Origin of the sequence: Methylobacterium brachiatum, from assembly GCF_900113845.1 — a bacterium.
GTDB classification, from domain to species: Bacteria; Pseudomonadota; Alphaproteobacteria; order Rhizobiales; family Beijerinckiaceae; genus Methylobacterium; species Methylobacterium brachiatum.
Genome location: NZ_FOQW01000014.1, coordinates 82690 through 105181, shown reverse-complemented (window position 1 = coordinate 105181; position 22492 = coordinate 82690). Strand labels below are relative to the sequence as shown.

Here is a 22492-nt window from a genome sequence, read left to right as displayed (position 1 = left end):
TCAGACGGCGCGCGGCGGCGGCTCCAGCACGGCGAGGACCCGGGCCAGCTCGGTCCCGCGCTTCATGACCAAGCCGCTGGCGGCGATGACCGCGTAGGCGCCCTGGCGGCGGGCGAGCTTCGGATCCTTCTCGATTCGGTAGAGCGGCATCTCGGAGCTGCGGCGGTAGATCGAGAACACCGCCTTGTCCCGGCGGAAATCCATCGCGTAGTCGCGCCACTCGCCGGCGGCGACCTGCCGGCCGTAGAGGTTGAAGATCGTGCGCAGCTCGTCCCGGTTGAAGGCGATCTGCGGGGGTTCCGCACGGGCGGGAAACGGAATGACATGGCCCGCCGCATCGTCGGGCCGCGACCCCGCGCTCGTCCGCTCCGTCATCATCACTCCGTGGCGCTCATGCTTTGCCGGATGATGGCCCCCGCCGCCGCGCCCCGCAAGGGTGGTCGCGGCGGGTCTCCGTGTCGCGTGAGACACAGGCCAGCGGCAAAAAACACGGTTCCGCCCGATTTGTGCCTTTTGCGAGCCGCGTTGCGGCGGCACAACAATCGCTGAACCTCGCCGGGTTTTGCCCGGCCGGCGACCGTAACCCAGCTCCCCAGCCTTCGGTCACCGGTCGGGATCCCAGAATTCGGCACTCCGAGGTTTCGAGACCCAATGACTTCAGGCCGCCCCTCCGGGCGGCCTTTTTTATGATTCTCCCGGCCGCCGGACCGGATGGCCGTCTTTCCGTCTCCCGTTGACCGCGGGATACAGGTATGGCGAGCCGCATCATGGGTCCGCCCGCCTTCGACGACGCCTTCATCGAGACTCTCGACACGCTGTTCGCGTGGCGCCGCGACGTGCGCCGTTTTCGGCCGGACGCGGTCGATCCGGATCATCTGCACGCCTGCCTGGCCGCGGCCCATCGGGCGCCCTCGGTGGGCAACAGCCGCCCCTGGCGCTTCGTCCGCGTATCGGACCCGGCCCGGCGCGCCGCCGTCGCGCAGAACTTCTCCCGCTGCAACGCCGCCGCCGCCGCGGTTTACGACGCCGCGCGGGCGGCGCGCTACCGGACGCTCAAGCTCGCCGGGCTGAACGAGGCACCGGAGCATCTCGCGGTGTTCTGCGACGATTCCACCGAGACCGGCCTGGGTCTCGGCCGGGCCAGCATGCCGGAGACCTTGGCCTATTCAGTGGTCGGGGCGGTGCAGTGCTTCTGGCTGGCGGCGCGGGCGCGCGGGCTCGGCGTCGGCTGGGTCTCGATCCTGGAGCCCGCTTGCGTCACCGAGATCCTGGCCGTGCCGGCGACCTGGCGGCTCGTCGCCTATCTCTGCGTCGGCCACCCGGTCGAGGAGCATCTGGATCCGGAACTGGAGCGGCACGGCTGGCAGGTCGAAGACCCACGCGGCGCAGCGTTGATTGAGCGCTGATCCGTCGAGATCCCGGATTTACGCTACTCCTTTACCCTCCCCAAGACTTCCCGGGATCAACGCCGCATCAACCATAGCTTTTCGTGGAACGGCAAGCGCGACCGTGGATTACTGGCCCGCATGATCTCTTGCTTGTCGAGGAAGTCGGTGATGTCGGGTCGGGTGGCGGCTTTATTCGGGATGGCCGGCGCGATGCTGGCGGGGTGCTTCGGGACGGCACAGGCCCGGGAGGTGGTGCCGTTCCAGAACGGCGTCGCACCGGGCTCGGTGGTGATCAGCGTGTCCCAGCGCAAGCTCTACCTGGTGAACGGCGACGGCACCGCGATCCGCTATCCCGTGGCGGTGGGCCGGCCCGGCAAGCAATGGTTCGGCACGGCGTCCATCGACGGCAAGTACGTCGCCCCGGCCTGGTCGCCGCCGGCCGAAGTGAAGCGCGACAACCCGCGGCTGCCGAACCTCATCGCCGGCGGCTCGCCGAACAACCCGATGGGCGCCGCCGCCATGACGCTGGCCGGCGGCGAATACGCGATCCACGGCACCAACCGGCCGAGCTCGGTCGGCACCTACGCCTCCTACGGCTGCATCCGGATGTACAATCAGGACGTGGTCGATCTCTACGCCCGGGTCGATGTCGGCGCGCAGGTCTACGTGACCCAGTGAGGATCGGAGCAACGGCGTGATCAGGTCGCCGCGGTGACATGGCGCGCCACGGCTTCCACGAGAGCCTCCGCACCGTCGAGATGGCGTTCGAGGTCCGCCTTGGAGGGTAGCGGCTCGGCCGCGAGGCGATCATCCGTCGGGTAACGGAAGGCGGTCGCCCACGGCGTCAGACCCGCGAGCGGCCTCGCCTGTTCATGGAACGGATTGGCGATCGGTATCAGCCTGGTCGGAGCGTCGGGATCAGGGCCGGCCCCACGGCCGCGCGGATACCGAATGCCCTCCGCCGCAAGACCGCTTCGGCGGCCTTCTCGACGGCCTGATGGACGTGGAACGCGACGCCCTCGAGTTCGGGCGGATCGAGCAGCAGGCGTCGCGCCGAGCGCGTTGACGTCGCGACGGGTGGCCTCGAATACGTTCCTGCGCATCGGCACACCTGGATCGACGCGCCGAGGTCGCGCACGGCCTCCCACAGGAAGCCCGGCGTATAGCGGCCCGGCGGGATGTCGTCGTTCAGCAGGACGCACAGATCCCAGTCGCCGTCCGCGTCATGGTCCCCGCGCGCCCGGCTTCCGAACAGAGGATCACGCGCTCGCCGCGGCGAGCGGCCTCGACAGCCTGTCCCGGGCAAGGGCGCAGCTCATGATGCGTGATGTACGACTTGCGGCGCCGATGCGCAGGCGCGCGCCGACGCCCGGGCCACGGCGCGCGCAGATCGGGCGGCCGCTGCGCCCTACTTGGCCGGCGGCGCAGTCGCCTCCACGGCCGTGAAGGTCTCCAAAATCCGATAGGTGTGCTCCGCGCCGGCCGGCACGCAGTAGGAATCGCCCGCCGCGAGCGCGACCGTCTCGCCGCCGACCACCAGCTCGGCCCGGCCGCTGATGACGTAGCCAACGGTCTCGTGCGGCGAGGACGTCATCGGCTTGTCGGCGTTCGGCTCCTCGGCCCGCCACATCCGCATCCCGAGCCGCTCGCCGCGGGCGAGCGCGATCTCGCCATGCGGTCCCGCGGCCGCGCCGTGAGCCGATACCTTCGTCGCCATCTGAGCCTCCTGGTGATGAACGAGCCCAACGGCGCCCGCCGCGCGACGTTCCGCGCCCGGTGTCGCGGCCACGGCCCGGACCGCCGCTTGACGGCCTGCGGCTCGCAGCAACAGGATGTCGCACCGGCCCAAACAGGCGCCCGACAGAGGCGTGGGCCGGCGCGACGCCCAGGATCCGGCGCGTCGGCGAACCAACCGGAGGGAACGCGCCATGCAGATCAAGGCGGCGATCGACAGGATTCCCGGCGGCCTGATGCTGGTCCCACTCCTGCTCGGCGCCCTGTGCAAGACGTTCACGCCGGGTGCCCCGGCCTATTTCAAGGGCTTCACGCAGGGCATCATGACCGGCGTGATCCCGATCCTGGCGGTCTGGTTCTTCTGCATGGGGGCGTCGGTCAGCCTGAAGGCCACCGGCACGGTCCTGCGCAAATCCGGCACCCTGGTGGTGACCAAGCTGCTCTCCGCCTGGGTGATCGTGCTGGTCGCGTCGCTGTTCATCCCGCCCGAGGGCATCCAGACCGGGTTCTTCGCGGGCCTGTCGATCCTCGCGATCGTGTGCGCGATGGATATGACCAATGGCGGCCTCTACGCCTCGCTGATGCAGACCTACGGCAGCCGCGAGGAGGCCGGCGCCTTCATCCTGACCTCGATCGAGTCCGGGCCGCTGATGAGCATGATCATCCTCGGCGCCTCCGGAGCGGCGCATTTCGAGCCGCAGATCTTCATCGGCGCGGTGCTGCCGTTCCTCGTCGGCTTCCTGCTGGGCAATCTCGACCCGAAGCTGCGCGCCTTCTTCGCGCCGGGCAGCCAGCTGATGATCCCGTTCTTCGCCTTCGCGCTCGGCAACACGGTCGATCTCAACAACCTGCTCTCGCCGCTGGCCGGGCTCGGGATCGTCCTGGCGCTGGCCGTCATCGTGCTCACCGGCATCCCGCTGATCCTGGCCGACAAGGCCATCGGCGGCGGCACCGGGACGGCGGGGCTCGCGGCCTCGTCCACGGCGGGCGCGGCCGCCGCCAACCCGCTGGCGATCGCGGCCGTGGCACCGCAATTCGCTCCGGTGGCGCAGACCGCCACCGTGCTGGTGACGATCTGCATCATCGTCACCTCGATCCTCGTGCCGATCCTGACCGGGCTCTGGTACCGACGGTTCGGGGCGGGCGCCGCGGAGGCCCGGCCCGAGCCGCCGCCGGTGGTCTATGGCGGCGTCGCGGCCGAGTAGGGCGGCCGGCGGCCTCAGAAATCGACCGCGAGGCCCTTCACTTCCCAATCCTGGTAGCGGACCGGCTCCAGGCCGCCGCGACCCAGGCGCTCCGGGGTCGCGCGGATCTCGGCCGCGCGGGCGTCGATCGCGGCGCGGCGCTCGGCCGCCTCGGCCAGCGCGCGCTCCGCCGCGGGGCTGAGCGTGCGCGGGGTGGCCGCGTCTTCGGTCACGTCATGTCCGTTCGGGTCTTGCATCGCGGTCGCTCGGGTGTGAGGGCGTGAGTCTGAAGGCAATCGGGTCAGGAGTAGAAGTGGCATCGCGGGACACAGGTCGCAACACGCGGGGCGAGACATCGACGGGCACGAGCGCGCCCGACACGGCGGGCCTCGGCGCGCGCCGGGCCGCCCTGCAGGCGGTGGCCGAGATCATCGGCCAGGAGCGCCCCCCGGCCCTGGAGGAGACGCTGGCGTTGGCGATCCGGGCGGAGACCCTGAGCCCGGCCGACGCGGCCCTGGCCCGAGCCATCGCGGTGGCGACCTTCCGGCGCTACGGGCTGATCCGCGCCGCCCTAGCGGCCCGGCTGGAGCGCGGCCTGCCGGTCGAGAAGCCGCGGCTCACGGCGCTGCTCGCCACCGCCACCGCTCAGATCCTCGACCTTGCGGTCCCCGATCATGCCGCCGTCGATTGCGCCGTGCGGCTCGCCAAGGGGGACAATCGCACCACCCATCTCGCCGGACTGGTCAACGCGGTCCTGCGCCGGGTCGCCCGGGAGCGCGACGCGATCCTGGCCGATTCCGCCGACGCGCTCGCCGTCAACACGCCCGATTGGCTCGCCCGCCGCTGGGCCGCGGCCTACGGGCCGGAGCGGGCTGCCGCCATCGCGCGGGCGCATCTCACGGGCGCGGCGATCGACCTGACCCCGCGCGGGGACGCCGCCGCCTGGGTCGAGCCGCTCCGCGCGGTGCGGCTGCCGACCGGCTCCCTGCGGCTGCCGGAGAACGGCCCGGCAATCCCCGACCTGCCGGGATTCCAGGAGGGCGCCTGGTGGGTGCAGGACGCCGCCGCGGCGATCCCGGCCCGGTTGCTCGCCCCGCAGCCCGGCACCCGCGTCCTCGACCTCTGCGCCGCCCCCGGCGGCAAGACGATGCAGCTCGCCGCCACCGGCGCACAGGTCACGGCCGTCGACCGCTCGGCGCCCCGGCTGGAGCGCCTGCGCGAGAACGTCGCCCGGCTCGGCCTCGACGTCACCGTCGCGGTGGCCGACGCCCTGGCCCTGGAGGCGCAGGACCACGACGCCGTGCTGCTCGACGCGCCCTGCTCGGCCACCGGCACGATCCGGCGCCACCCGGACGTGGCCTGGACCAAGTCCGAGGCCGACATCGCCCGGCTGGCGACGCTCCAGGCGAAGCTCCTCGACCACGCGTCCGGACTGGTCCGCCCGGGCGGACGGCTCGTCTACTGCACCTGCTCGCTGGAACCCGAGGAAGGCGAGGCCCAGATCGCGGCCTTCCTGGCCCGCGACGCCCGATACCGGCGTGTGCCGGTCCAGCCGGAGGAGGTCGGCGGCGCGGCCGAGATGATCAACGGCAACGGCGACCTGCGCACCCTGCCGTGCCACCTGCCGGACGTCCCGGGCGCCCGCGGCGGCCTGGACGGCTTCTTCGCGAGCCGGCTCGAACGCGTGGGGTGAGGTGGGCCGGCCTCTAGGGAAGCCGAGGGGCGTTACCGAAGCCGGCGTTGCCGCGTCCCATCGCCGATCCGCGCTGTCACGGCCGCAGGACAAAACGCCGTGTCAGTTCGAGGTGCAGCAGGCCCGCCCGTACTTCGAAGCCACAGGGCGTCCAAGATTTTGATCCGTGGGCGCTTTCGGGGTCCCGAGCTTTGCAGCGCAGCCACGGTATCGGCGGGCGGGGATCCGGATGTTCGCGCAAATCCCCCACGCCCAACCTGGACAAGGTTCCGGATTTGTCCGTGCCCGCCGTGATCCGCTTACCGATGCCGCTCGCGTGATCACACGGGAAGACGGTCCCGCGCCGGCCCGTCCAGGACGATGCGGCGGCCGATTGTAAGAGCACGGCGCTGAATGGGGCTTTGGAGCCGTCTCGGTTGAGGGCCGGCTTGGCCCGCCCCGGACGACGCCGGAGGATGGCGTCCACAGGGGAGGCTGCACTACGCGCCATTCCCTCGCCAAGGAAAAAAATTCGGTCTACACGGCCGCTCCCCGAAGACGGACCCTGACGACGCTTACCTGCTGCGTATGCAGGACTGAGCCTGGAGAGCCTGAGCCATGCCGATTCTCACCTTCCCCGATGGCAACACGCGGGAGGTCGCCGCCGGCACCACCGGCCGCAGCGTGGTCGAGGGCATCGCCAAGTCGCTGGCCAAGCGTACCGTGGCCATGGCGCTCGACGGCACCGTCACCGACCTCGACGATCCGATCGCCCAGGATGCCCGCATCGAGTTCCTGGATCGGACCGACCCGCGCAGCCTGGAACTGATCCGCCACGATTGCGCGCACGTGCTGGCCGAGGCCGTCCAGAGCCTGTGGCCGGAGACGCAGGTGACGATCGGCCCGGTGATCGAGAACGGCTTCTACTACGATTTCTATCGCGAGACCCCGTTCACGCCGGAGGACTTCCCGAAGATCGAGGCGAAGATGCGCGAGATCATTTCTCGCGACGCGCCCTTCACCAAGGAGGTCTGGACGCGCGAGGACGTGCGCGGGCTGTTCGAGGGCAAGCAGGAGAAGTTCAAGGTCGAGCTGGTCGACGCGATCCCGCCCGGCGAGGATCTCAAGATCTACCGGCAGGGCGAATGGTTCGACCTGTGCCGTGGCCCGCACATGACCTCCACCGGGAAGGTCGGCACCGCCTTCAAGCTCATGAAGGTCGCGGGCGCCTATTGGCGCGGTGATTCGAACAACCCGATGCTCACCCGCATCTACGGCACGGCCTGGGCGAACCAGGCCGATCTCGACGGCTACCTGCACCGGCTCGAGGAGGCCGAGCGCCGGGACCACCGCCGGCTCGGCCGGGAGATGGACCTGTTCCACTTCCAGGAGGAGGGGCCGGGCGTCGTCTTCTGGCACGCCAAGGGCTGGACGATCTTCCAGGAGCTGATCGCCTATATGCGCCGGCGGCTGCGGGGCGACTACGCCGAGGTCAACGCCCCGCAGATCCTCGACAAGGCCCTGTGGGAGACTTCCGGCCACTGGGGCTGGTACCGGGAGAACATGTTCGCCGCGCAATCGGCGGGCGATGAGGCCGAGGACAAGCGCTGGTTCGCCCTCAAGCCGATGAACTGTCCGGGCCACGTGCAGATCTTCAAGCACGGCCTGAAGTCCTACCGCGACCTGCCCCTGCGGCTCGCCGAATTCGGCGTGGTGCATCGCTACGAGCCGTCCGGCGCCATGCACGGGCTGATGCGGGTGCGCGGCTTCACCCAGGACGACGCCCACGTCTTCTGTACCGAGGACCAGCTCGCGGACGAGTGCCTGAAGATCAACGACCTGATCCTCTCGACCTACGCGGATTTCGGCTTCGACCAGATCGTCGTGAAGCTCTCGACGCGGCCGGAGAAGCGCGTCGGCTCGGACGCGCTCTGGGACCACGCCGAGGACGTGATGACCCGGGTGCTGACGCAGATCGAGGCGCAGTCGGCCGGCCGGATCCGCACGGAGGTCAATCCGGGGGAGGGCGCGTTCTACGGGCCCAAATTCGAGTACGTCCTGCGCGACGCCATCGGCCGCGACTGGCAATGCGGGACCACGCAGGTGGATTTCAACCTGCCCGAGCGGTTCGGCGCCTTCTACATCGATGCCGACGGCGCCCGGAAGCCGCCCGTGATGGTGCACCGGGCGATCTGCGGCTCGATGGAGCGGTTCACCGGCATCCTGATCGAGCATTTCGCCGGGCATTTCCCGCTCTGGCTGTCGCCGGTCCAGGTGGTGGTGGCGACGATCACCGGCGAGGCCGATGCCTATGCCCGGGATGTCGTGCGTGCCCTGGAACGGGCCGGCCTGCGGGTCGAGGCCGATCTGCGCAACGAGAAGATCAACTACAAGGTCCGGGAGCACTCCCTCGCCAAGGTGCCGGTGCTGCTGGCGCTGGGCCGCCGCGAGGCCGAGGAGCGCACGGTCTCGATCCGCCGGCTCGGGAGCCAGCAGACCCGGACGTTGCCGCTCACGGAGGCGGTGGCAGCCTTCGTCGACGAGGCCACCGCCCCGGATCGCCGCCGGGCGGAAGCCGTGGCCGACACGGTCCCGACCAGCGACACCGTCCTCGACGGGCATCACGGCGTCCACGACGCCCCTTAAGGCTACAGACGCCGACGGTCGCCGCCGCACCGAGAGGAGGCGGCGCGCCGATAGAGACGACCCCAGCCCCGCGGTGCCGAACCGCGGGGTTTTCTTTGGAGCGAACTTCCCGAGGCCGGCAGGAATTCGTGCCGCGATGGACGAGGCTGCCTCGATGACCGAGCTTCCTTGAGCGAAACACAATCTCGTCAAGGTTGGCGAAAGGAATCCCATTCTATGACCGCGCAGGAGCAGTCTTCGGCGGGGCGTTCGGCCGTGAGCGGGGCTTGGGCTCGGCCGGGCGCCTGAAGGGGGTTCGCCATCATGGCGCGAGCGAACAGGGTTTCGGCGCGGCTGCCACGGCGCGAGCGGGAGGCGATCGTCATCCCCCGTCCCTACGGGCTCTGCCGGGACCGGCGGCTCGGCACCCGGATCATGCGGGCCCTGGACAGCCTGCCGCACGGCTTCTGCCTGTTCGATGCCGGAGACCGCCTGCTCTTCGCCAATGACGGCTACCGGCGTATCTTCGGCCAGCCCGCCGGGCAGCTCCGTCCCGGCATGCACGCCCGGACGCTCATCGCGCTCAACGCCGCCAAGGGCCTGAAGGCCGAGCGGGATCCGGCGCAGATCTGGGCGGAGCGGTCCCGGGCCCTGGCCCGGCGCGACCCCGGCACAGAGTTGCAGACGCTCACGGACGGGCGCCAGATCGCCCTGGCGCTTCAGCCGCAACCGGGCGGGGGCTGGCTCGCCCTCTACGAGGACGTCACCGAGCGCCGAAAAGCGGAGTCGCTGCTGCGCCACAGGGCCCATCACGACCCCCTGACCGGCCTGCCCAACCGCTACCTGTTCGAGGCGCGGCTCGACCAGGCCACGGCCGAGCCCACCGGCCGGGGCTGCGCCCTGCTGTGCATCGACCTCGACGGGTTCAAGCCGGTCAACGACCTCTACGGCCACGCCGCCGGCGACGCGCTGCTCCGGCAGATGGCCGGGCGGCTCCAGGAGGGTCTCGGCGACCGGGATACCGCCGCACGCCTCGGCGGCGACGAGTTCGTCCTGCTCCTGGACGAGGCTCCGGCCTCCACCGTGCTCGATCGGGCGCAGCGTCTCCACGCACGTCTCACCGAACCCTACGATGTCGGCGCCGGGCAGCCGGTGCTGATCGGGGCCGCGATCGGCATTGCCCGCGCGCCGCAGCACGCCTGCCAGGCGCAGGCGCTGTTCGAGCAGGCCGACGCGGCGATGTACCGGGCCAAGCGGCTCGGCCATCCCTGCCTGTGGAGCGACGCGCTGGCCTCCGGCTCGGTCCGGGTTGCCGAAGGGGTGGTGTGAACGCCGGCGATGCGGCTCAGCGGGCCTTGTCGTGCTCCGCGAGGCCCACCGCCTTGTAATCGTAGGTCGGGTAGAACTCGGTCCGGTAGGCGCCCCAGGCGGTGTCCTCTAGGACGCGATTGATCTCGCGCAGCCGGGTGGCGGGCAGCCGCAGGGTGATGATCTGCCCGATCCCCATGACGACGTTCCACGAGACGACCTCGATGCCGGGCGGCGGGAAGGCCTTGTAGAAGCCCTGCTTGGCGAGCTGCTCGTTCAGCTCGGCCAGGGGCCGCGACTGGTCGTGCCGCAGGAAGACCGTCAGCAGGATCCCGTTGTCGGGCGTCGCCACGGCCGAGCCGGCCTGCGGTGGCGGCGTCGTCTGGGCCGCGGCCGGCCCGGCGGCGGACACCAGCAGGACGAGGGCCGCCAGGGCCGCTCCGGTCGTGATCCTCGAGCGTCCCATACAGCCTCCTGATCGTGAGCGAACCGATACGGCACCAACGCGCGCAGGATTGCTTCCGTCGCGATCCGGCGCCCCGGCTTTCAACCGGGCTCGACATCGTAGGACAGGCGCAGCCGCAGGCGGACGGTTCCCTGCTCGTCCCGGACGGCGATCACGTAATCCTGCCGCACCTGCGGATCCGAGAGCCCCTGCGCGATCCGGGTCATCATACGAACCGCCTGGTCACGCGCGGCGGCGAGATCGGGCAGGTCGACACCCGTCTGATCACGAACCAGATTGGTGCCGTCATGGAGATCGATAAAGTATCGGGGCACGGATTGTGGCTCTGGACGCGCGTTCGCTCGCCAGCTTCGTGCTACGTTGTTTCTACGTAGTGTCCAGCCGGCGTCGCCTGTGTCGCACCCGGGCGCGAGCGCCCGATCGCCTCAGCCGCCCTGGAGGCTCTCGGCGAAGTCTTCCGGCACCTCGCCGAACTGGCCCAGGATCGTCACGCCCTCGAGCTCGCCGGTCTCGTCGTCGGCGACCACCTTCAAGGCCGCCGCGCCCGGCATGCGTCCGGCCAAGGCCTCGGCCTTCTTGAGGGCGCCGAACTCGCTCTGGGCGGGCTCCTGTCGAGCCGGCCGCAGCCGCTTCCGGTGCAGCTCGAACGGCTGCACCACGAATGTCGTCTTCATCGCCATACCGCCACCTCTGAAGCACGCCGCACGGTTGCGATAGAGCATCACCGCAAGAGGTGGTGGCCGGCATTCGGAAACCGATGCCGTGCGATCAAAGGCCGCCGGCATCTCGAAGGCGGGCCGGCTTCACGGCGCCGCGTCGGTCACAGGCTGCGCGTCGTGACCCCGAGCGCCAGCAGCGCGTAGGCGCCGATGAAGAACCATTGCCGGTGCGCCACCACGGTCCGTCCGACCATGGGGATGCGGGTGTAGAGGCTCGCGATGGCCAGGCCGATGAGGACGGCCGAGACCAGGAAGGTGAGCAGGCGCGGGGCTGACAGCGTGGGCATGGCCCATGCTCGCGCCGGGACGGTTACCGGCGCGTTACCGGTCGAGCCCCGGGACACGGGGCCGGTCCGGCGTCAGCGGTCCGGTGGAGCCCGGCAACAGCCCGACCTGGGCCAGCCACAGCGCCATGATCGCCCCTGCGATCAAGGTGGCGAGCGAGGCCAGTCGGCCGGTCCAGCGCCGCGTAATGATCATGACGGCCAGGACGACCAGAAGGGCGAGAAGGAGAGCGAGCAGCAGCATCCGCGCGCAATGCCATGGCCGCGCCCGCGCGTCACCGCGCGCGGGGCACGACCCGCCCAAGCTATTCGCTCGAAAGTTGAGAACTTGGGGACAGCCCCGTTACCCGGTTACGCATGTTCCGAGTTCGGGCAGGATCGAGATCCGCTGACGGATCAAAGTCTTGATCGGGCTGCCGATCGCGATCGCAGCCTCCGACGGCGTGTCAGGATTCGGTTTTCCGCGGCACGCTCGACGACGACCGCCCGGCCTCCACCGTGGCTCTCGGTCGAGGACTGGAACAACACGGAACAAATGTGTCGCACCGTCGGCGATATCTGTCTTAAACCGGACGAACACACTATTTCATGTCGAAGAACGGCGCATGCGTCGCCAAATTATGCGATGCTCCGCTAGATCGTCGCCGCGTGTACGTACCCGCGCACGGGCCGAATCACCCGCCGTGCCGGCGTCTGGTTCGATCCACGAACCGGCGAGCCCGCGGCCACGATCTGGAAACACTGGCGCAGTGGTTATCAAAACCTCCGCCTATCAGGACAGTTCACCTGGCGGTTGTGCCAGAATTTCCCGACTCGGCGCTTGAGCATGCGCAGCGATCATGACCGAGATGCACCCCGTTGTAGGGTTTTGTAACTTGCATTCGGCCCTGAGAGGTAGCAAATCGCGCGTGAGGGGCACATTGGGAACCATGAAGTGACAGAAGAAACGATTGTGCACACGCCAGATCTGATCGGGCTGGCCGGCGACGTCGTCGCCGCTTACGTGTCGAACAACCCCGTTCCGGCCTCCGAGCTGCCGGCACTGATCGCCCGCGTGCACGGTGCGATCGCCGGTCTCGCCTCCGGTACGGGCACGGCTCCGGCCGGTACGGCGCCGCGCGAGACGGTCGACAAGCCGAGCCCGGCCCAGATCCGCAAGTCGGTGCAGCAGGACGGGATCGTCAGCTTCATCGACGGCAAGACTTACAAGACCTTGAAGCGGCACCTGACCGCGAACGGTCTGAGCCCGCAGAGCTACCGCGAGCGCTACGGCCTGCCGGCCGACTATCCGATGGTCGCACCGAGCTATGCCGAGCAGCGCTCCGCCCTCGCCAAGGCGATCGGGTTGGGTCAGCCCGGTGCCATGGCCGAGCGCGAGCGCAAGGGCCGCAAGGCCGCCTGAACCACCTGAACGCCTCCGGCGGCAGGCGCCGCCGAGGTCGTTCCGCCGCGCGCTTGGACCGGCGCGCACGCAATCCGGCCCCCTCATTCGTCGACCGCGTGCCGCCGTCCCTGCCGATGAACCGCCGCGGTGGATAACCCGACCCTGCCGACGCCCCCGAACGTTGCCGCGCGGCCACACACGTCCGGCACGTGGCGTGACACGGACAAGCTGCCACACTCTGCACAAAGCAGATGCCCACGCCGGATCCCGAGAGTGACAGGCGCGGGATCGAAGCATGATGAAGCGTGAGCAGACGAACCCGAACTCCGTCGTGGCCTTTCCGGCGCATATCGCCCCGACCGTGACCGACGAGGACACCGCATCGGTGATCGCGGTGCTGCAGGAGCAACTGGCCCTCGCCCGCGAGGGACGTCTGCGCTCGGTGGCCGTCGTCTCGGTTTCCACGGATGGCGAGGCGATCGGCACGCAATGGTCGTGTAAGGGCGCCGACATCACCAGCCTGATCGGCAAGCTGACCGTGCTCACCCACGACATGATGTCGGCCCGCAAGTAAGCGACCGCCTGTTGCGATCGCCCCCGCGGGCCGTGGCCATGGTCGGGCGCGACGGGCCTCGCGCGGCGCAGCGGCCGAACCGCGATCCGATGTCGCTTCGCCGGGCCCTCGACCGGGGCGGCATCCGGGGCTGTCGGCCCTATCTCTCTGTCGCGGACCGGTGCCGGCAGGCGCGGGTCCGGCCCCAGCACAGAGGATCCGCCCGCCCATGAGACGCGCCCTGCTCGCCGCCGCGCTGGCCGCCTCGATCCTGGTTCCGGGAGCTGCGACCGCGCAGGACGCGAAGCGGACCGAGACGATCGACGGGCTGGTCCGGATCGTTGGCGCCCAGGCCGGCATCGTCCTCTATTGCCGCAAGCTCTACGCCGTGGACGACACGGTCTCCGAAGGCCTGTCCCGGACCGTCCGACGGGCGCTCGATTCCGCCATCGGCCGTCGTCAGGCGAAGGCCGCCATCGCCGAGGAAGGCCAGCGCGTCGCCAGGACGATCGCTGAGGTCGGCGCGGACCAATGGTGCGCGGACCAGCGGGACATCCTCAACACCGACGGCGTCCGGGTGTTCGTCGATTGAGGCGCCCAATGCTCTCCGGCCGTCGCAACGCACGGTTCGAGATATCCGAGACGGGCCCGAGACAGAGTTGCGCCGAAGACGAGATATCGGTGCCGGCCTCAACATCCGTTCTGCAGTGCAGAACAGATTATCTCCTTGTTCGCACTGGGAACGTCTGTCATGTTTCGAGCGCGGACGAGTGAAAGCAGATCACGCCGGCTGTGATCGTTCCGACAAGAGCCCCAAGGGCCAGAAGACCGGCGTCGGAGGATTGCGCCATGTCGACACCGATCACCATCGCCGTCGCGCTCGTCGTGTGCGGTGCTGCGCTCACGGCCTTCGCCTTCACCCGCGCCCCCCGGTCGAAGGACTTCGCGGGCTGGGACGTGATGTTCATGAGCGGGATCGGCGCCGTCGCGCTCGGCTTTCTCGCGACCTTGGTCGAGGTGGTCACCGGATAGCGCGCCGGCCTGCAGGCCCGGATTGCGGACAATCCGATGGGTTTCCGACACGTCATCTGAACCCGCAACGCCGAAGCTGTGCGCTTCGAGGTTCACGAGACGGCGATGCTTGATCGACGGAATGCGCCGCGCACGGTCCTGAACGAGACCGGCAGCATCTCGATCGACGAGCATCGCAGCCTGCCCTGCATCGTCTACGATCGCTCCCTGGGCGGCGTTCGGGTCGCCCTGCCGGACGCCGAGATCGTGCCGGACAGGTTTGTCCTCAGCCTCGATGCGAGCAACGAGATCCTGGTCTGCCGCTCGGTCTGGCGCAAGGCGGAGGAGATCGGCGCGGCGACGAACGAGCCGGAGGCCGACCGGTCGGCCCGATCGCGGATCCGGCGCGGCATCACCTCGGCCTGACGCGCCCGCCGCGACTCAGCTCGAGCGCCGCGCGCTCCACCGGCCGCTGCAGCTGATCGCGCCGCCGGTCGTCCGCCAGGTGCCGCTGCCGGCACCCTGGGTGTCGAGGCTGCCGGCGATCGGAACCGTGTTCGAGCCGCTGGTGATCGTGGCCTGCACGCTGCCGCTCGACGACACGCCGCCGTCGATATCGACCTCGTCCCCGGGGATCGAGGCGTCGCTGTCCTTGATCTGGACCTGGTAGCTCGTCTGCGCCGCGCAGGGCCCCTCGGACGTGGTGGCCACGATGGTCCAGGCGCCGTCGTAGCGGTTCGGCACCTTCACCTTCCGGGTGACCGCAGCGGCTGGCGAGAGGACACCCACGATCAGGGTGGCGGTCAGGAACGGAACGAGGCAGCGGGTCACGGGGGCTCTCATGCTGGCGTAGCCGGGATCGGCCACGTGGGGACAGAACCGCGTAGCCGTCGAACGGTTGCGGCGGCCGATGGGGCACCTTCGACCGCACCGCGTGTTCTTCCCGTGCCGGGCCCGCTCCATCCCGGTTGCGGCGCCGCTGCGAGGGACATCCATGCCGGATCAACGATCGCCCAGCGCCGACGACGCGCCCGTGCCCGATCTGCCCCAGGGCCTGCCGACGCCGCCGAACACCGGCGAGATGCCGCCGCCGCGACTCCCGTCCCCGCCCGAGGACGATTCCGGGTCGCCGCAGCCCGACCCCGCACCGGACATCGCCGCGGTGCCGGGTCCGTGAAGGCCGTGCGCTGGAGCCTTGGTTTCGCGCTCCCCCTGGGCGCGGTCCTGGCGGCCTCCGCCGCCGAGCCGCTCACCATCGAACGGCTGAGCGCCGATGGCTGGGAGATCGCCGGCTATACCGGCACGTTCGACAATCGGTCCTCCCTGATCCTGTTTCGGAAGAAGGACACCAAATACCTCGTCCAGTGCTCGATCCTGTACGACGTGACGCGCAACCCGCGCGTCATCACGAATTGCTACGCACTGCACTGAGCTCGTTCGCGGCCGTGCCGCCGTGAACTTCGCCGGCTCGCATCCGTTGGCGTCCGACTCCCGACAACGGACGGATCCATGACACGCATGACGCTGGTGCTCTCGGGCGCCCTGACCCTCCTGCTGGCCGGCTCGGCCACCGCGCAGGTGACCACCGGCGGCGCCGGCAATACCGGCGTGACCGCACCGCCCACCACGGGCGGCGTCGGAGCCGGCACCGTGGGCAACGGCCCGAACGCCCAGATCACCACGGGCACGACGGCCAACCCCAGCAACTCCTCCGTCCCGGGGACGACGCCGGGGGTCAATATCGGCGGCACCCCGACGAGCGGGCCGCCCGGCACCGGCGGCACCGCGGGCGGTCCGGCGCTCGGCAACCGCTAAAGCGCACGCTGCGGGCGCGAATACCGATTCGGCGCGGGCGAGGGCGCCGAATCATCAGTCGACTGCGACGAACCCGGCTGCGGCTCACTCGCCCCAATCGATGTCCAGCGACCGCTCGAACGCGGCCGCGGACATCTCCTTGCCCTTGGGATCGGCCACCATGATCTCCCGGAACCCGCGGCGGGCGAGCTCCCAGGTCTTCTCCATGGCCTGCTCGTCGGTCCCGCACGCGAAGGTCATGACGCGGCCGGACGGATCGATCCCCTTAACGGTGAACACGACGCTCTCCTTAGCTTTCACGCCCGCATATAGCGCGGCGCAGGCGATCGCGCTCTACCGATACTGAGCCCCCTGGACCCGCAGGGCTGGCGCCGCGTTGCTCTGGGACAGGGAGGCCTCGAATGACAGAGTCGCGCGAGCCCAGGACTGTTCCGGAACCGCCCCTTGCTCCGATCGATCGGGTTTCGGAGGCCGGGCTGGCGGACATCGCGTCGAGACCCTCCACCAAGCCACTGCCGACCGGAGAGGACGAGCCGGAGGTCGGCCTGTCGCAAAAGGGCAGCGATGAGGATGCGATCATCCGGCGCGAGACCGAGATCTGACAGAGACGGGTTCCCGTCACCCGTCGATCCCTGGACCTTCTCGCTTGTGCAGTGCACAACGGCGATGGCCGCGGCCAGACGTGCGGCCGAAGGAGACCAGTCATGGCGAATATTCCCAGCTTCGAGGTCCCGCCGCAGATGCGCGATCTGGCCGAAACCAGCGTCGAGCAGGCCCGCAAGGCGTTCGGAACCTTCATCGGCTCCGCCCGCCGCGCGACCGATACCCTCCAGGGCTCGACGGACGTGGCCCGGACCAATGCGCAGGACATCTACGCGCGCAGCCTGGACTATGCGGAGCAGAACGTCCGCGCGGCGTTCGACTTGGCGCAGAAGCTCGCCGCGGCCAAGTCCTTCCCGGAGGCGATGCAGCTTCAGGCCGAATACGTGCGCGAGCGCTTCGCCGCCATGCAGGCGCAGGCCAAGGATCTCGGCGGCCTCACCCAGGGCGCGTTCCAGCAGGGTGCCGAGCGCGCCAAGGCCGCGATGCAGCAGGGTGTCGAGGAGACCCGCAAGGCGGTAAAACAGGGCCAGGACGCGGCCCAGCAGATGGGTCAGGAGACGCAGCACGCCGCCGATCAGGCGTCGCACTGAGCGCACGGACCTGAGGCGCGGGTTCTTCGGAGCCGGTGCCTCCGGTCCTGGGCCGGCGACGTGTCCTGGTGCCGCCGGCCCAGCCGGGATGTGGAGTTGCCGATGATGTACGGCGAGGTGGGCCGTCTAATGGACGAGACCATCCGGCTGAGCATCCGCCAGGCGGAGAATGCCGCCCTTCTCGCAGTCGCGGTGCAATACGCCTGGCTGGACCTGTACCTTGAAGGCTATCGCGCGACGGGCGCTGCGGTGAGCAGCGAACTCGGGCACCAGGCCCGGACCCGCCGCCTGATCCAGCGCGGCGTCTCCCCGAGCGTCGCCGCCCAGGAATTGCACATCGTCTGAAACGGCCCCGAGAGAGGGGGCCGACCGTAGCGCCGCTATCGGGCTTCAGCGGGTCGTGTCGGCGGATGCCTGGACGATCGAGCGCGGAAGGGCCGCAACCGGGCGGCTGCCGGGACGGGCGGCCGAGACCGGCTGGGGCGTGGTCGTCAGGTCGCCGACGGCGCGGGCCTGCGTGGTCGCGCGGGCCTGCTCCCGGTACAGCGGCGGCGTCAGGTGCAGGCTGTCGTCGGCGGCGGCGGGGCCGGTGAAGATGGCGGCGGAGGTGAGCGCCGCCGACGCGAGGATGAGGATCGTGCGCATGGTGCGACTCCGGTTCGATCGCGGGATGCAATCGCTGAGCGCATGAGACCATGGATTTGTGCGCTGCGGCATGCTGATTGCGCATTGCAACATACCGCTACGTCGGCAAAGTTTTGCAGTTCTCGCGCGTGCTGCGCAGGGAAAAAACAGTCCCGCCACGATTTGCGCTATGCGTTCCCAGCAAATGAACTAAATTTCATCCGATGAACTCTCAAATATAAATTGCGCTGCATCGAGATTTAATTTTCCACCCCGGCGGTAAAACCGGCCTGACGACTGCGCCGAAGGTCCGTAGCCGCCTCTATGCGATCGCAAGGGCGGCTGGCGCCTCGCCGAAGCGGCCGACGCCCCCGGATCGACCGCGCGAGCCCGCTGACACGAATCAGCAACACGATCGCCAGCCCCACGTCACATAGGTGGGTTAGACGGAATCCAATCTTCAAATGCCCGGAGCGCGACCATGACGCCCGCCGACCTCGACAAGCGTGCCGAGTTGACCGTGTGGCCGAGCCGCTCGCTCGGTCGATCCGCCCAGGGACGTCCGTTCGCGACGCTGCGGGAGGCGCTCGCCGCCGCAGCCGAGGCGATCGCCGCCGACGACGCGCAGCCCTGGATCATCACCGAGGCGGGTGACGTGCTGTCGCCGCGCTGGATCCGGGCGAACACCGAGTCCCACGCGCTGCAGTGATCGGAAGGTCCGGCCTGCCCGCCGCTTCGGGGCGGCCCGCTCAGCACCCGATGCAGATGTCGTGCACCACATGCTCCCGGCGGGGACCGGTCCGCTGGTTCGGCAGCCGGCCATCGGTCGACGGGAAGCCACTGCCGAGCGCCTGATACCGACGCCGACCGCCGGCCGGATCGACGACCGGAGGCGGCGCAGCGGGCGGGGCCGCTTCGGGCTCCTGAGCCGGACTGGGCGCGCTGTTCGCCATGCCGGGATCGGGGAGGGGCATCACCATCCCCTGAGCCGGCGGGACTTGAGCGAATTCGCCCGCCTGAACCTGCAGGGGCATGCAGACCAGGGCTAAGACGATCGGCCGACACCGCACCGGCATGACGCTCTCTCCGCGGCTCTCCGCTCGATGGCAGCCGGCGCGCCGTCCCGCGCCGACCGTGTGGGCTCTCAGAGTGACGTGCCCGCTTCCGTCGGACCAGTACCGACTTCGGCGGCAAGCGCTCTAGTAGGCCCGGCCGTAGAACGGCTTCGATACCGGGTGATAGCGGTCGCTCACCGGCCAGGTATAGGGCTGGTCCTTGCCGGTCCGGATATCGGCGCCGAATTTCGGCGCGTTGAACCCGATGCCGTGAAGGCTCCCCGCGCGGCCCTTGGCGCCCTGCGCCGGTGCGCCCGCATCGCGCGCCAGAGCCGCGCTCGACAGCCCCACGAACAGAACAGCCGCGAGCGAAACGCGGCCCAGCATGACGGGTCTCATGGCTCTCTGCATCGTCGCCTCCTGCCCCGGCCGAGGTGCCGGAACACAAGGAACGGCACCGCTCCAACCCGGTTCCGCCCGCTTCGGCAGGGCCGTCAGAAGATGTTCGCCCCGCCGAGACAGGCCACTGCCAGGGGCCCGTTGCAGGCCGTATCGACCTGCCCGGCACCGGCCGCGATCCCGGCGCCTCCGACCGCCCCGCCGCCACCGCGGGCCACCCCGGCGGCGTCGACCGCGTCGAGATCCCGGCCCGTCGCCGCGCTCGCGCTGCCAGCGATGCCGGCGCCGCCGCCAGCAGCTCCGCCCGCGCCGGCGATGGCCGTCGCGGACGCAGCCGGATCGACGTTGAGGCCCGTCGCGCTGGCACCGATCCCGGCGCCGCTGGCGAAGCCGAAGCCGCCCGTCCCGGACGACGCCACCGACGCGGCCGCATTGGCGTTGGTGTTGAGACCGGTGGCGATGGCCGCCCCCCCGCCGATCCCGCCCAGACCGAAAGACGAGACGGCATTGCCCGAGATCGACCCGGAGGCCGAACGCGAGGCGGTGTTGAGGCCGCTGCGCGCCCCGGTCGCCCCGATCGTGCTCGCGGTCCCGCCCGACCGGGAGGTCGTACCGGTGATGCCGGCGCCACCGGTCGTTCCGGATCCCGTGAGGCCGAGCTGACGCGTGCTGGTGCTCGCGCTGGTCGGCGGCGCGATGCTGCCGCCCCCCGAGCCGCCACCGCCGAAGCTGAGCTGTCCGGCATTCGCCAGGCCGCCGCCCTGCGCCGAGAGCCTCGGGAACGGGCCTGTGGTCGATCCGCCGCCGAGGCTGAGCTGCCCCGGATTGGCGATCACCGTGACCGGCTCCAGCGAGGCCGCCGAGGGTGCGGTCGCGGTGGCGGACAGGTTCTGCGCCCAGGCCGACGTGGCGAACGGGAGCAGCATGGCGGCGGTGAGGAGGGCGCGCATGGCTGACGGCTTCCACGAGACGGTGTGTCCGTGGCCAACCCTGGCGCCTCTGGCGGGTTCCGACCGGTTCAGGCCGCCCGGACCCACACCGCGGTGTCGTGGAAGGTGGCGCCGTCGTTGGGGGCGGCCGGGGTGTCGCCGATCAGCGCGTTGATGCCGCGCCCGCCCGAGAAGGCGGCGGACGGCCACAGGCTCTCCACGATGACGATCCCGGGCGGCTGCCCCTCGGCGAGGCGGGCATGCAGCCGGACCCGGCCGCGGGTGTTGCCGATCTCCACCGCGTCGCCGGTGGCGATCCCGAGGCGGGCGCCGTCCGCCGGATGGAGCAGGCAGGTCGGGCGGCCCTCGCGCCGGATCGATTCCGGGCTGTTGGTGAAGGTGGTGTTGAGGAACTGGCGGGCCGGCGGCGCCACCATCCGGAATGGACGCTCGGCATCGCCGGGCTCGGACACCGCCCAATGGTCGGGCAGGGCCGGCATGCCGGCGGCGCGCGGCCCCAGTGCCGACCAGTCCGGGCTGAACCGGAAGCGCCCGTCCGGATGGCCGAAGCCGGTGAGGAAGTGGCTCTCGGCGAAGCTCGGCTGCGCGTCGATCCAGCGCTCCTGCTCCAGCCTGTCGAGGCCGCCCCAGCCGGATCGGGCCAGGGTCGCGTCGGCGAGGCCCCGGGCGCTCAAGGCGAAGCCCGCATGGGCGGCCCCGAGCCGGCCGGCGAGGGCGGCGATCACATCGTGGTTGGAGCGGCATTCCCCCGGCGGCTCCAGCAGCGCCGGCCCGGACTGGATGTGGCTGTGGCCGCCGGCCCCGTAGATGTCGTCATGCTCCAGGAAGGTCGTGGCCGGCAGCACGAGGTCGGCGAGCGCCGCCGTCTCGGTCATGAACTGCTCGTGCACGGCCACGAACACGTCCGGCCGCATCAGGCCGGCGCGCACGCGATTGCTGTCCGGGGCGGAGGCCGCCGGGTTGGCCGACTGGATCAGCATGGCCCGCACCGGCGGCCCGCCCTGGAGGGCGTCCGGATCGTCGGCCAGGATCGCGCCGATCCGGCTCATGTCGAGCTCGCGCACCCCCGGGGCCTTGGCGTCGAGACCCTCGGTCAGGGTCTTGTCCCAGTTGAAGATCGCGGCGTTCTGCCAGAGGGCGCCGCCGCCCTCGTGCTGCCAGGCGCCGGTCACCGTCGGCAGGCAGGTCACCGCGTGGAGGTTGACCGCGCCGTTGCGCGTCCGGGTGAAGCCGAAGCCGCAGCGGATGTAGCTGCGCGGCGTCGCGCCGTAGAGCGCCGCGAAGGCCTCGATCTCGGCGACCGTGAGGCCGGTGATCGCCGCCGCCCAGTCCGGGGTTCGGGTCGCGAGATGGGCCTCCAGGGCCGCCGTGTCCTCGGCATGGGCCGCGAGATAGGTCCGGTCCGCGTAGCCATCGCGGAACAGCACGTGGAGCACCGCGCAGGCCAGGGCGCCGTCGGTGCCGGGCCGCGGCGCGAGGTGGAGGTCGGCCGCCGCCGCGGTGCCGGTGCGATAGGGATCGATCACCACCAGCTTGGCGCCCCGCGTCTTGCGGGCCCGGCTGATGTGGCTCATCGCGTTGACCTGGGTGCTCACCGGGTTTCCGCCCCAGACCACGATCAGGTCGGAGAGCGCCATTTCCCGCGGGTCCGGGCCGGCGACGCGGCCGACACCGGCGCACCAGCCGGCGATGGCGATCGACGTGCAGATGGTGCGCTTGCGCCGGGAATACCCCATCACGTGGGTCAACCGGTGGATGCTGTCGCGCTGGACGAGCCCCATCGTGCCGCCGGAATTGTACGGCCAGACCGCCTCCGGACCGTGGCGTTCGGCGGCCTCCGTGAAGGCGCCGGCCAGGCGGTCGAGGGCGGCGTCCCAGGCGATCGGGCGCCACCGGCCGCTGCCCTTGGGGCCAACCCGTTCCAGCGGCTGCAGAATCCGGTCCGGATGATGGACCCGCTCGCCGTAGCGGCTGACCTTCGCGCAGATCACCCCGGCGGTGTAGGGGTTGTCGCCGCCCTTCACCGAGACGACGCGGCCGTCCGCCACCTGCACGTCGAGGCCGCAGGCGGAGGGGCAATCATGCGGGCAGACGGTCCGGGCCAAGCGACGAACTCCATGGCGTAGTC

Annotated in this window: 32 protein-coding genes; 17 read left to right on the top strand and 15 right to left on the bottom strand. The window is 70.3% G+C overall.

Annotation, left to right across the window (positions count from 1 at the left end; genetic code table 11):
* Positions 1 to 375: a DUF2794 domain-containing protein gene (locus BMZ47_RS19225; RefSeq protein WP_007566144.1), complete on the bottom strand. Its 375-nt coding sequence runs from the start codon at positions 373 to 375 to the stop codon at positions 1 to 3.
* Positions 376 to 752: 377 nt separating this feature from the next.
* Here BMZ47_RS19225 and bluB point away from each other — a divergent pair, with 377 nt between their 5' ends.
* Together bluB and BMZ47_RS19215 are read left to right on the top strand one after the other, a co-directional pair.
* On the top strand, positions 753 to 1406 hold the full coding sequence (gene bluB / locus BMZ47_RS19220; RefSeq protein WP_244536869.1) for a 5,6-dimethylbenzimidazole synthase: 654 nt from the start codon (positions 753 to 755) through the stop codon (positions 1404 to 1406).
* 150 nt (positions 1407 to 1556) lie between these two features.
* A complete protein-coding gene (locus BMZ47_RS19215) occupies positions 1557 to 2066 on the top strand; it encodes a L,D-transpeptidase (RefSeq protein WP_007566141.1) in 510 nt (169 codons plus the stop codon).
* A gap of 217 nt (positions 2067 to 2283) precedes the next feature.
* On the opposite strand, the gene BMZ47_RS28125 is transcribed toward BMZ47_RS19215, so the two are convergent.
* Both BMZ47_RS28125 and BMZ47_RS19210 read right to left on the bottom strand, forming a co-directional pair.
* Positions 2284 to 2694, bottom strand: a complete 411-nt coding sequence (locus tag BMZ47_RS28125; protein WP_244536868.1) for a nucleotidyltransferase domain-containing protein — start codon at positions 2692 to 2694, stop codon at positions 2284 to 2286.
* 102 nt (positions 2695 to 2796) lie between these two features.
* Positions 2797 to 3105, bottom strand: a complete 309-nt coding sequence (locus BMZ47_RS19210) for a cupin domain-containing protein (protein WP_091863814.1) — start codon at positions 3103 to 3105, stop codon at positions 2797 to 2799.
* Between the two features lie 211 nt (positions 3106 to 3316).
* Here BMZ47_RS19210 and BMZ47_RS19205 point away from each other — a divergent pair, with 211 nt between their 5' ends.
* Positions 3317 to 4327: a 2-keto-3-deoxygluconate permease gene (locus BMZ47_RS19205; protein ID WP_091863813.1), complete on the top strand. Its 1011-nt coding sequence runs from the start codon at positions 3317 to 3319 to the stop codon at positions 4325 to 4327.
* Positions 4328 to 4341: 14 nt separating this feature from the next.
* Here BMZ47_RS19205 and BMZ47_RS19200 read toward each other — a convergent pair whose 3' ends face one another.
* On the bottom strand, positions 4342 to 4563 hold the full coding sequence (locus tag BMZ47_RS19200) for a DUF1674 domain-containing protein (protein ID WP_007566133.1): 222 nt from the start codon (positions 4561 to 4563) through the stop codon (positions 4342 to 4344).
* 56 nt (positions 4564 to 4619) lie between these two features.
* On the opposite strand from BMZ47_RS19200, the gene BMZ47_RS19195 reads away from it, so the two are divergent.
* The 3 genes from BMZ47_RS19195 (at position 4620) to BMZ47_RS19185 (ending at position 9932) form a co-directional block, all read left to right on the top strand.
* Positions 4620 to 5999 carry an RsmB/NOP family class I SAM-dependent RNA methyltransferase gene (locus BMZ47_RS19195; protein ID WP_208601071.1) on the top strand — a complete coding sequence of 460 codons (1380 nt, stop codon included), beginning with the start codon at positions 4620 to 4622 and terminating at the stop codon, positions 5997 to 5999.
* A gap of 597 nt (positions 6000 to 6596) precedes the next feature.
* Positions 6597 to 8624, top strand: coding sequence for a threonine--tRNA ligase (thrS, locus tag BMZ47_RS19190; protein WP_007566129.1), 2028 nt, complete (start codon positions 6597 to 6599; stop codon positions 8622 to 8624).
* A 303-nt stretch (positions 8625 to 8927) separates the two neighbouring features.
* Positions 8928 to 9932 (top strand): diguanylate cyclase domain-containing protein, encoded by a 1005-nt coding sequence (locus BMZ47_RS19185; RefSeq protein ID WP_091863812.1) that lies wholly within the window; start codon positions 8928 to 8930, stop codon positions 9930 to 9932.
* Between the two features lie 16 nt (positions 9933 to 9948).
* Here the strand turns inward: BMZ47_RS19185 and BMZ47_RS19180 are convergent, their stop codons facing one another.
* The 5 genes from BMZ47_RS19180 to BMZ47_RS19160 all read right to left on the bottom strand — a co-directional run bounded on the left by BMZ47_RS19180 (position 9949) and on the right by BMZ47_RS19160 (position 11624).
* Positions 9949 to 10377, bottom strand: a complete 429-nt coding sequence (locus BMZ47_RS19180) for a hypothetical protein (RefSeq protein ID WP_007566125.1) — start codon at positions 10375 to 10377, stop codon at positions 9949 to 9951.
* An 80-nt stretch (positions 10378 to 10457) separates the two neighbouring features.
* Complete coding sequence (locus tag BMZ47_RS19175) at positions 10458 to 10691, bottom strand: DUF6894 family protein (protein WP_007566123.1); 234 nt, start codon at positions 10689 to 10691, stop codon at positions 10458 to 10460.
* A 111-nt stretch (positions 10692 to 10802) separates the two neighbouring features.
* Complete coding sequence (locus tag BMZ47_RS19170) at positions 10803 to 11057, bottom strand: hypothetical protein (protein WP_007566121.1); 255 nt, start codon at positions 11055 to 11057, stop codon at positions 10803 to 10805.
* A 140-nt stretch (positions 11058 to 11197) separates the two neighbouring features.
* The gene (locus BMZ47_RS19165) at positions 11198 to 11383 is read right to left on the bottom strand and encodes a hypothetical protein (protein WP_007566119.1); all 186 of its coding nucleotides are present in this window, start codon (positions 11381 to 11383) and stop codon (positions 11198 to 11200) included.
* Positions 11384 to 11417: 34 nt separating this feature from the next.
* Positions 11418 to 11624, bottom strand: coding sequence for a hypothetical protein (locus BMZ47_RS19160; RefSeq protein ID WP_007566117.1), 207 nt, complete (start codon positions 11622 to 11624; stop codon positions 11418 to 11420).
* 690 nt (positions 11625 to 12314) lie between these two features.
* On the opposite strand from BMZ47_RS19160, the gene BMZ47_RS19155 reads away from it, so the two are divergent.
* The 5 genes from BMZ47_RS19155 to BMZ47_RS19135 all read left to right on the top strand — a co-directional run bounded on the left by BMZ47_RS19155 (position 12315) and on the right by BMZ47_RS19135 (position 14754).
* The gene (locus tag BMZ47_RS19155; protein ID WP_007566115.1) at positions 12315 to 12782 is read left to right on the top strand and encodes a Ros/MucR family transcriptional regulator; all 468 of its coding nucleotides are present in this window, start codon (positions 12315 to 12317) and stop codon (positions 12780 to 12782) included.
* Positions 12783 to 13062: 280 nt separating this feature from the next.
* Positions 13063 to 13338: a hypothetical protein gene (locus BMZ47_RS19150; RefSeq protein WP_425285076.1), complete on the top strand. Its 276-nt coding sequence runs from the start codon at positions 13063 to 13065 to the stop codon at positions 13336 to 13338.
* A 208-nt stretch (positions 13339 to 13546) separates the two neighbouring features.
* A complete protein-coding gene (locus BMZ47_RS19145; RefSeq protein WP_091863810.1) occupies positions 13547 to 13909 on the top strand; it encodes a hypothetical protein in 363 nt (120 codons plus the stop codon).
* A 257-nt stretch (positions 13910 to 14166) separates the two neighbouring features.
* On the top strand, positions 14167 to 14349 hold the full coding sequence (locus BMZ47_RS19140) for a hypothetical protein (protein ID WP_007566108.1): 183 nt from the start codon (positions 14167 to 14169) through the stop codon (positions 14347 to 14349).
* A gap of 105 nt (positions 14350 to 14454) precedes the next feature.
* Entirely contained in the window at positions 14455 to 14754 is a 300-nt protein-coding gene (locus tag BMZ47_RS19135; protein ID WP_091863858.1) for a PilZ domain-containing protein, read from the top strand.
* Between the two features lie 15 nt (positions 14755 to 14769).
* Here the strand turns inward: BMZ47_RS19135 and BMZ47_RS19130 are convergent, their stop codons facing one another.
* Entirely contained in the window at positions 14770 to 15159 is a 390-nt protein-coding gene (locus BMZ47_RS19130) for a heme utilization protein (RefSeq protein WP_230365981.1), read from the bottom strand.
* A gap of 163 nt (positions 15160 to 15322) precedes the next feature.
* On the opposite strand from BMZ47_RS19130, the gene BMZ47_RS19125 reads away from it, so the two are divergent.
* From BMZ47_RS19125 to BMZ47_RS19115, 3 genes are all read left to right on the top strand, one after another.
* Entirely contained in the window at positions 15323 to 15505 is a 183-nt protein-coding gene (locus tag BMZ47_RS19125) for a hypothetical protein (RefSeq protein ID WP_091863809.1), read from the top strand.
* The gene (locus BMZ47_RS19120) at positions 15502 to 15759 is read left to right on the top strand and encodes a hypothetical protein (RefSeq protein ID WP_244536867.1); all 258 of its coding nucleotides are present in this window, start codon (positions 15502 to 15504) and stop codon (positions 15757 to 15759) included. Before BMZ47_RS19125 ends, BMZ47_RS19120 begins: the two co-directional genes overlap by 4 nt.
* Before the next feature lie 78 nt (positions 15760 to 15837).
* The gene (locus BMZ47_RS19115; RefSeq protein ID WP_091863808.1) at positions 15838 to 16143 is read left to right on the top strand and encodes a hypothetical protein; all 306 of its coding nucleotides are present in this window, start codon (positions 15838 to 15840) and stop codon (positions 16141 to 16143) included.
* A gap of 84 nt (positions 16144 to 16227) precedes the next feature.
* Here BMZ47_RS19115 and BMZ47_RS19110 read toward each other — a convergent pair whose 3' ends face one another.
* Positions 16228 to 16422, bottom strand: a complete 195-nt coding sequence (locus BMZ47_RS19110; RefSeq protein ID WP_007566096.1) for a hypothetical protein — start codon at positions 16420 to 16422, stop codon at positions 16228 to 16230.
* Positions 16423 to 16847: 425 nt separating this feature from the next.
* Here BMZ47_RS19110 and BMZ47_RS19100 point away from each other — a divergent pair, with 425 nt between their 5' ends.
* Both BMZ47_RS19100 and BMZ47_RS19095 read left to right on the top strand, forming a co-directional pair.
* Entirely contained in the window at positions 16848 to 17336 is a 489-nt protein-coding gene (locus BMZ47_RS19100) for a phasin (protein ID WP_007566092.1), read from the top strand.
* Positions 17337 to 17438: 102 nt separating this feature from the next.
* Complete coding sequence (locus tag BMZ47_RS19095; protein ID WP_007566090.1) at positions 17439 to 17681, top strand: hypothetical protein; 243 nt, start codon at positions 17439 to 17441, stop codon at positions 17679 to 17681.
* A 45-nt stretch (positions 17682 to 17726) separates the two neighbouring features.
* On the opposite strand, the gene BMZ47_RS19090 is transcribed toward BMZ47_RS19095, so the two are convergent.
* The gene (locus tag BMZ47_RS19090) at positions 17727 to 17981 is read right to left on the bottom strand and encodes a hypothetical protein (protein WP_091863806.1); all 255 of its coding nucleotides are present in this window, start codon (positions 17979 to 17981) and stop codon (positions 17727 to 17729) included.
* A 460-nt stretch (positions 17982 to 18441) separates the two neighbouring features.
* Between BMZ47_RS19090 and BMZ47_RS19085 the strand changes: the two genes are divergently transcribed.
* Positions 18442 to 18669: a hypothetical protein gene (locus tag BMZ47_RS19085; RefSeq protein ID WP_007566086.1), complete on the top strand. Its 228-nt coding sequence runs from the start codon at positions 18442 to 18444 to the stop codon at positions 18667 to 18669.
* 490 nt (positions 18670 to 19159) lie between these two features.
* Here BMZ47_RS19085 and BMZ47_RS19075 read toward each other — a convergent pair whose 3' ends face one another.
* The 3 genes from BMZ47_RS19075 to BMZ47_RS19065 form a co-directional block, all read right to left on the bottom strand.
* The gene (locus tag BMZ47_RS19075) at positions 19160 to 19402 is read right to left on the bottom strand and encodes a hypothetical protein (protein WP_244424243.1); all 243 of its coding nucleotides are present in this window, start codon (positions 19400 to 19402) and stop codon (positions 19160 to 19162) included.
* A gap of 107 nt (positions 19403 to 19509) precedes the next feature.
* Positions 19510 to 20364 (bottom strand): hypothetical protein, encoded by an 855-nt coding sequence (locus BMZ47_RS19070; protein ID WP_091863804.1) that lies wholly within the window; start codon positions 20362 to 20364, stop codon positions 19510 to 19512.
* A gap of 68 nt (positions 20365 to 20432) precedes the next feature.
* Positions 20433 to 22469 carry a molybdopterin-containing oxidoreductase family protein gene (locus BMZ47_RS19065; RefSeq protein ID WP_091863803.1) on the bottom strand — a complete coding sequence of 679 codons (2037 nt, stop codon included), beginning with the start codon at positions 22467 to 22469 and terminating at the stop codon, positions 20433 to 20435.
* Positions 22470 to 22492: the final 23 nt, after the last annotated feature.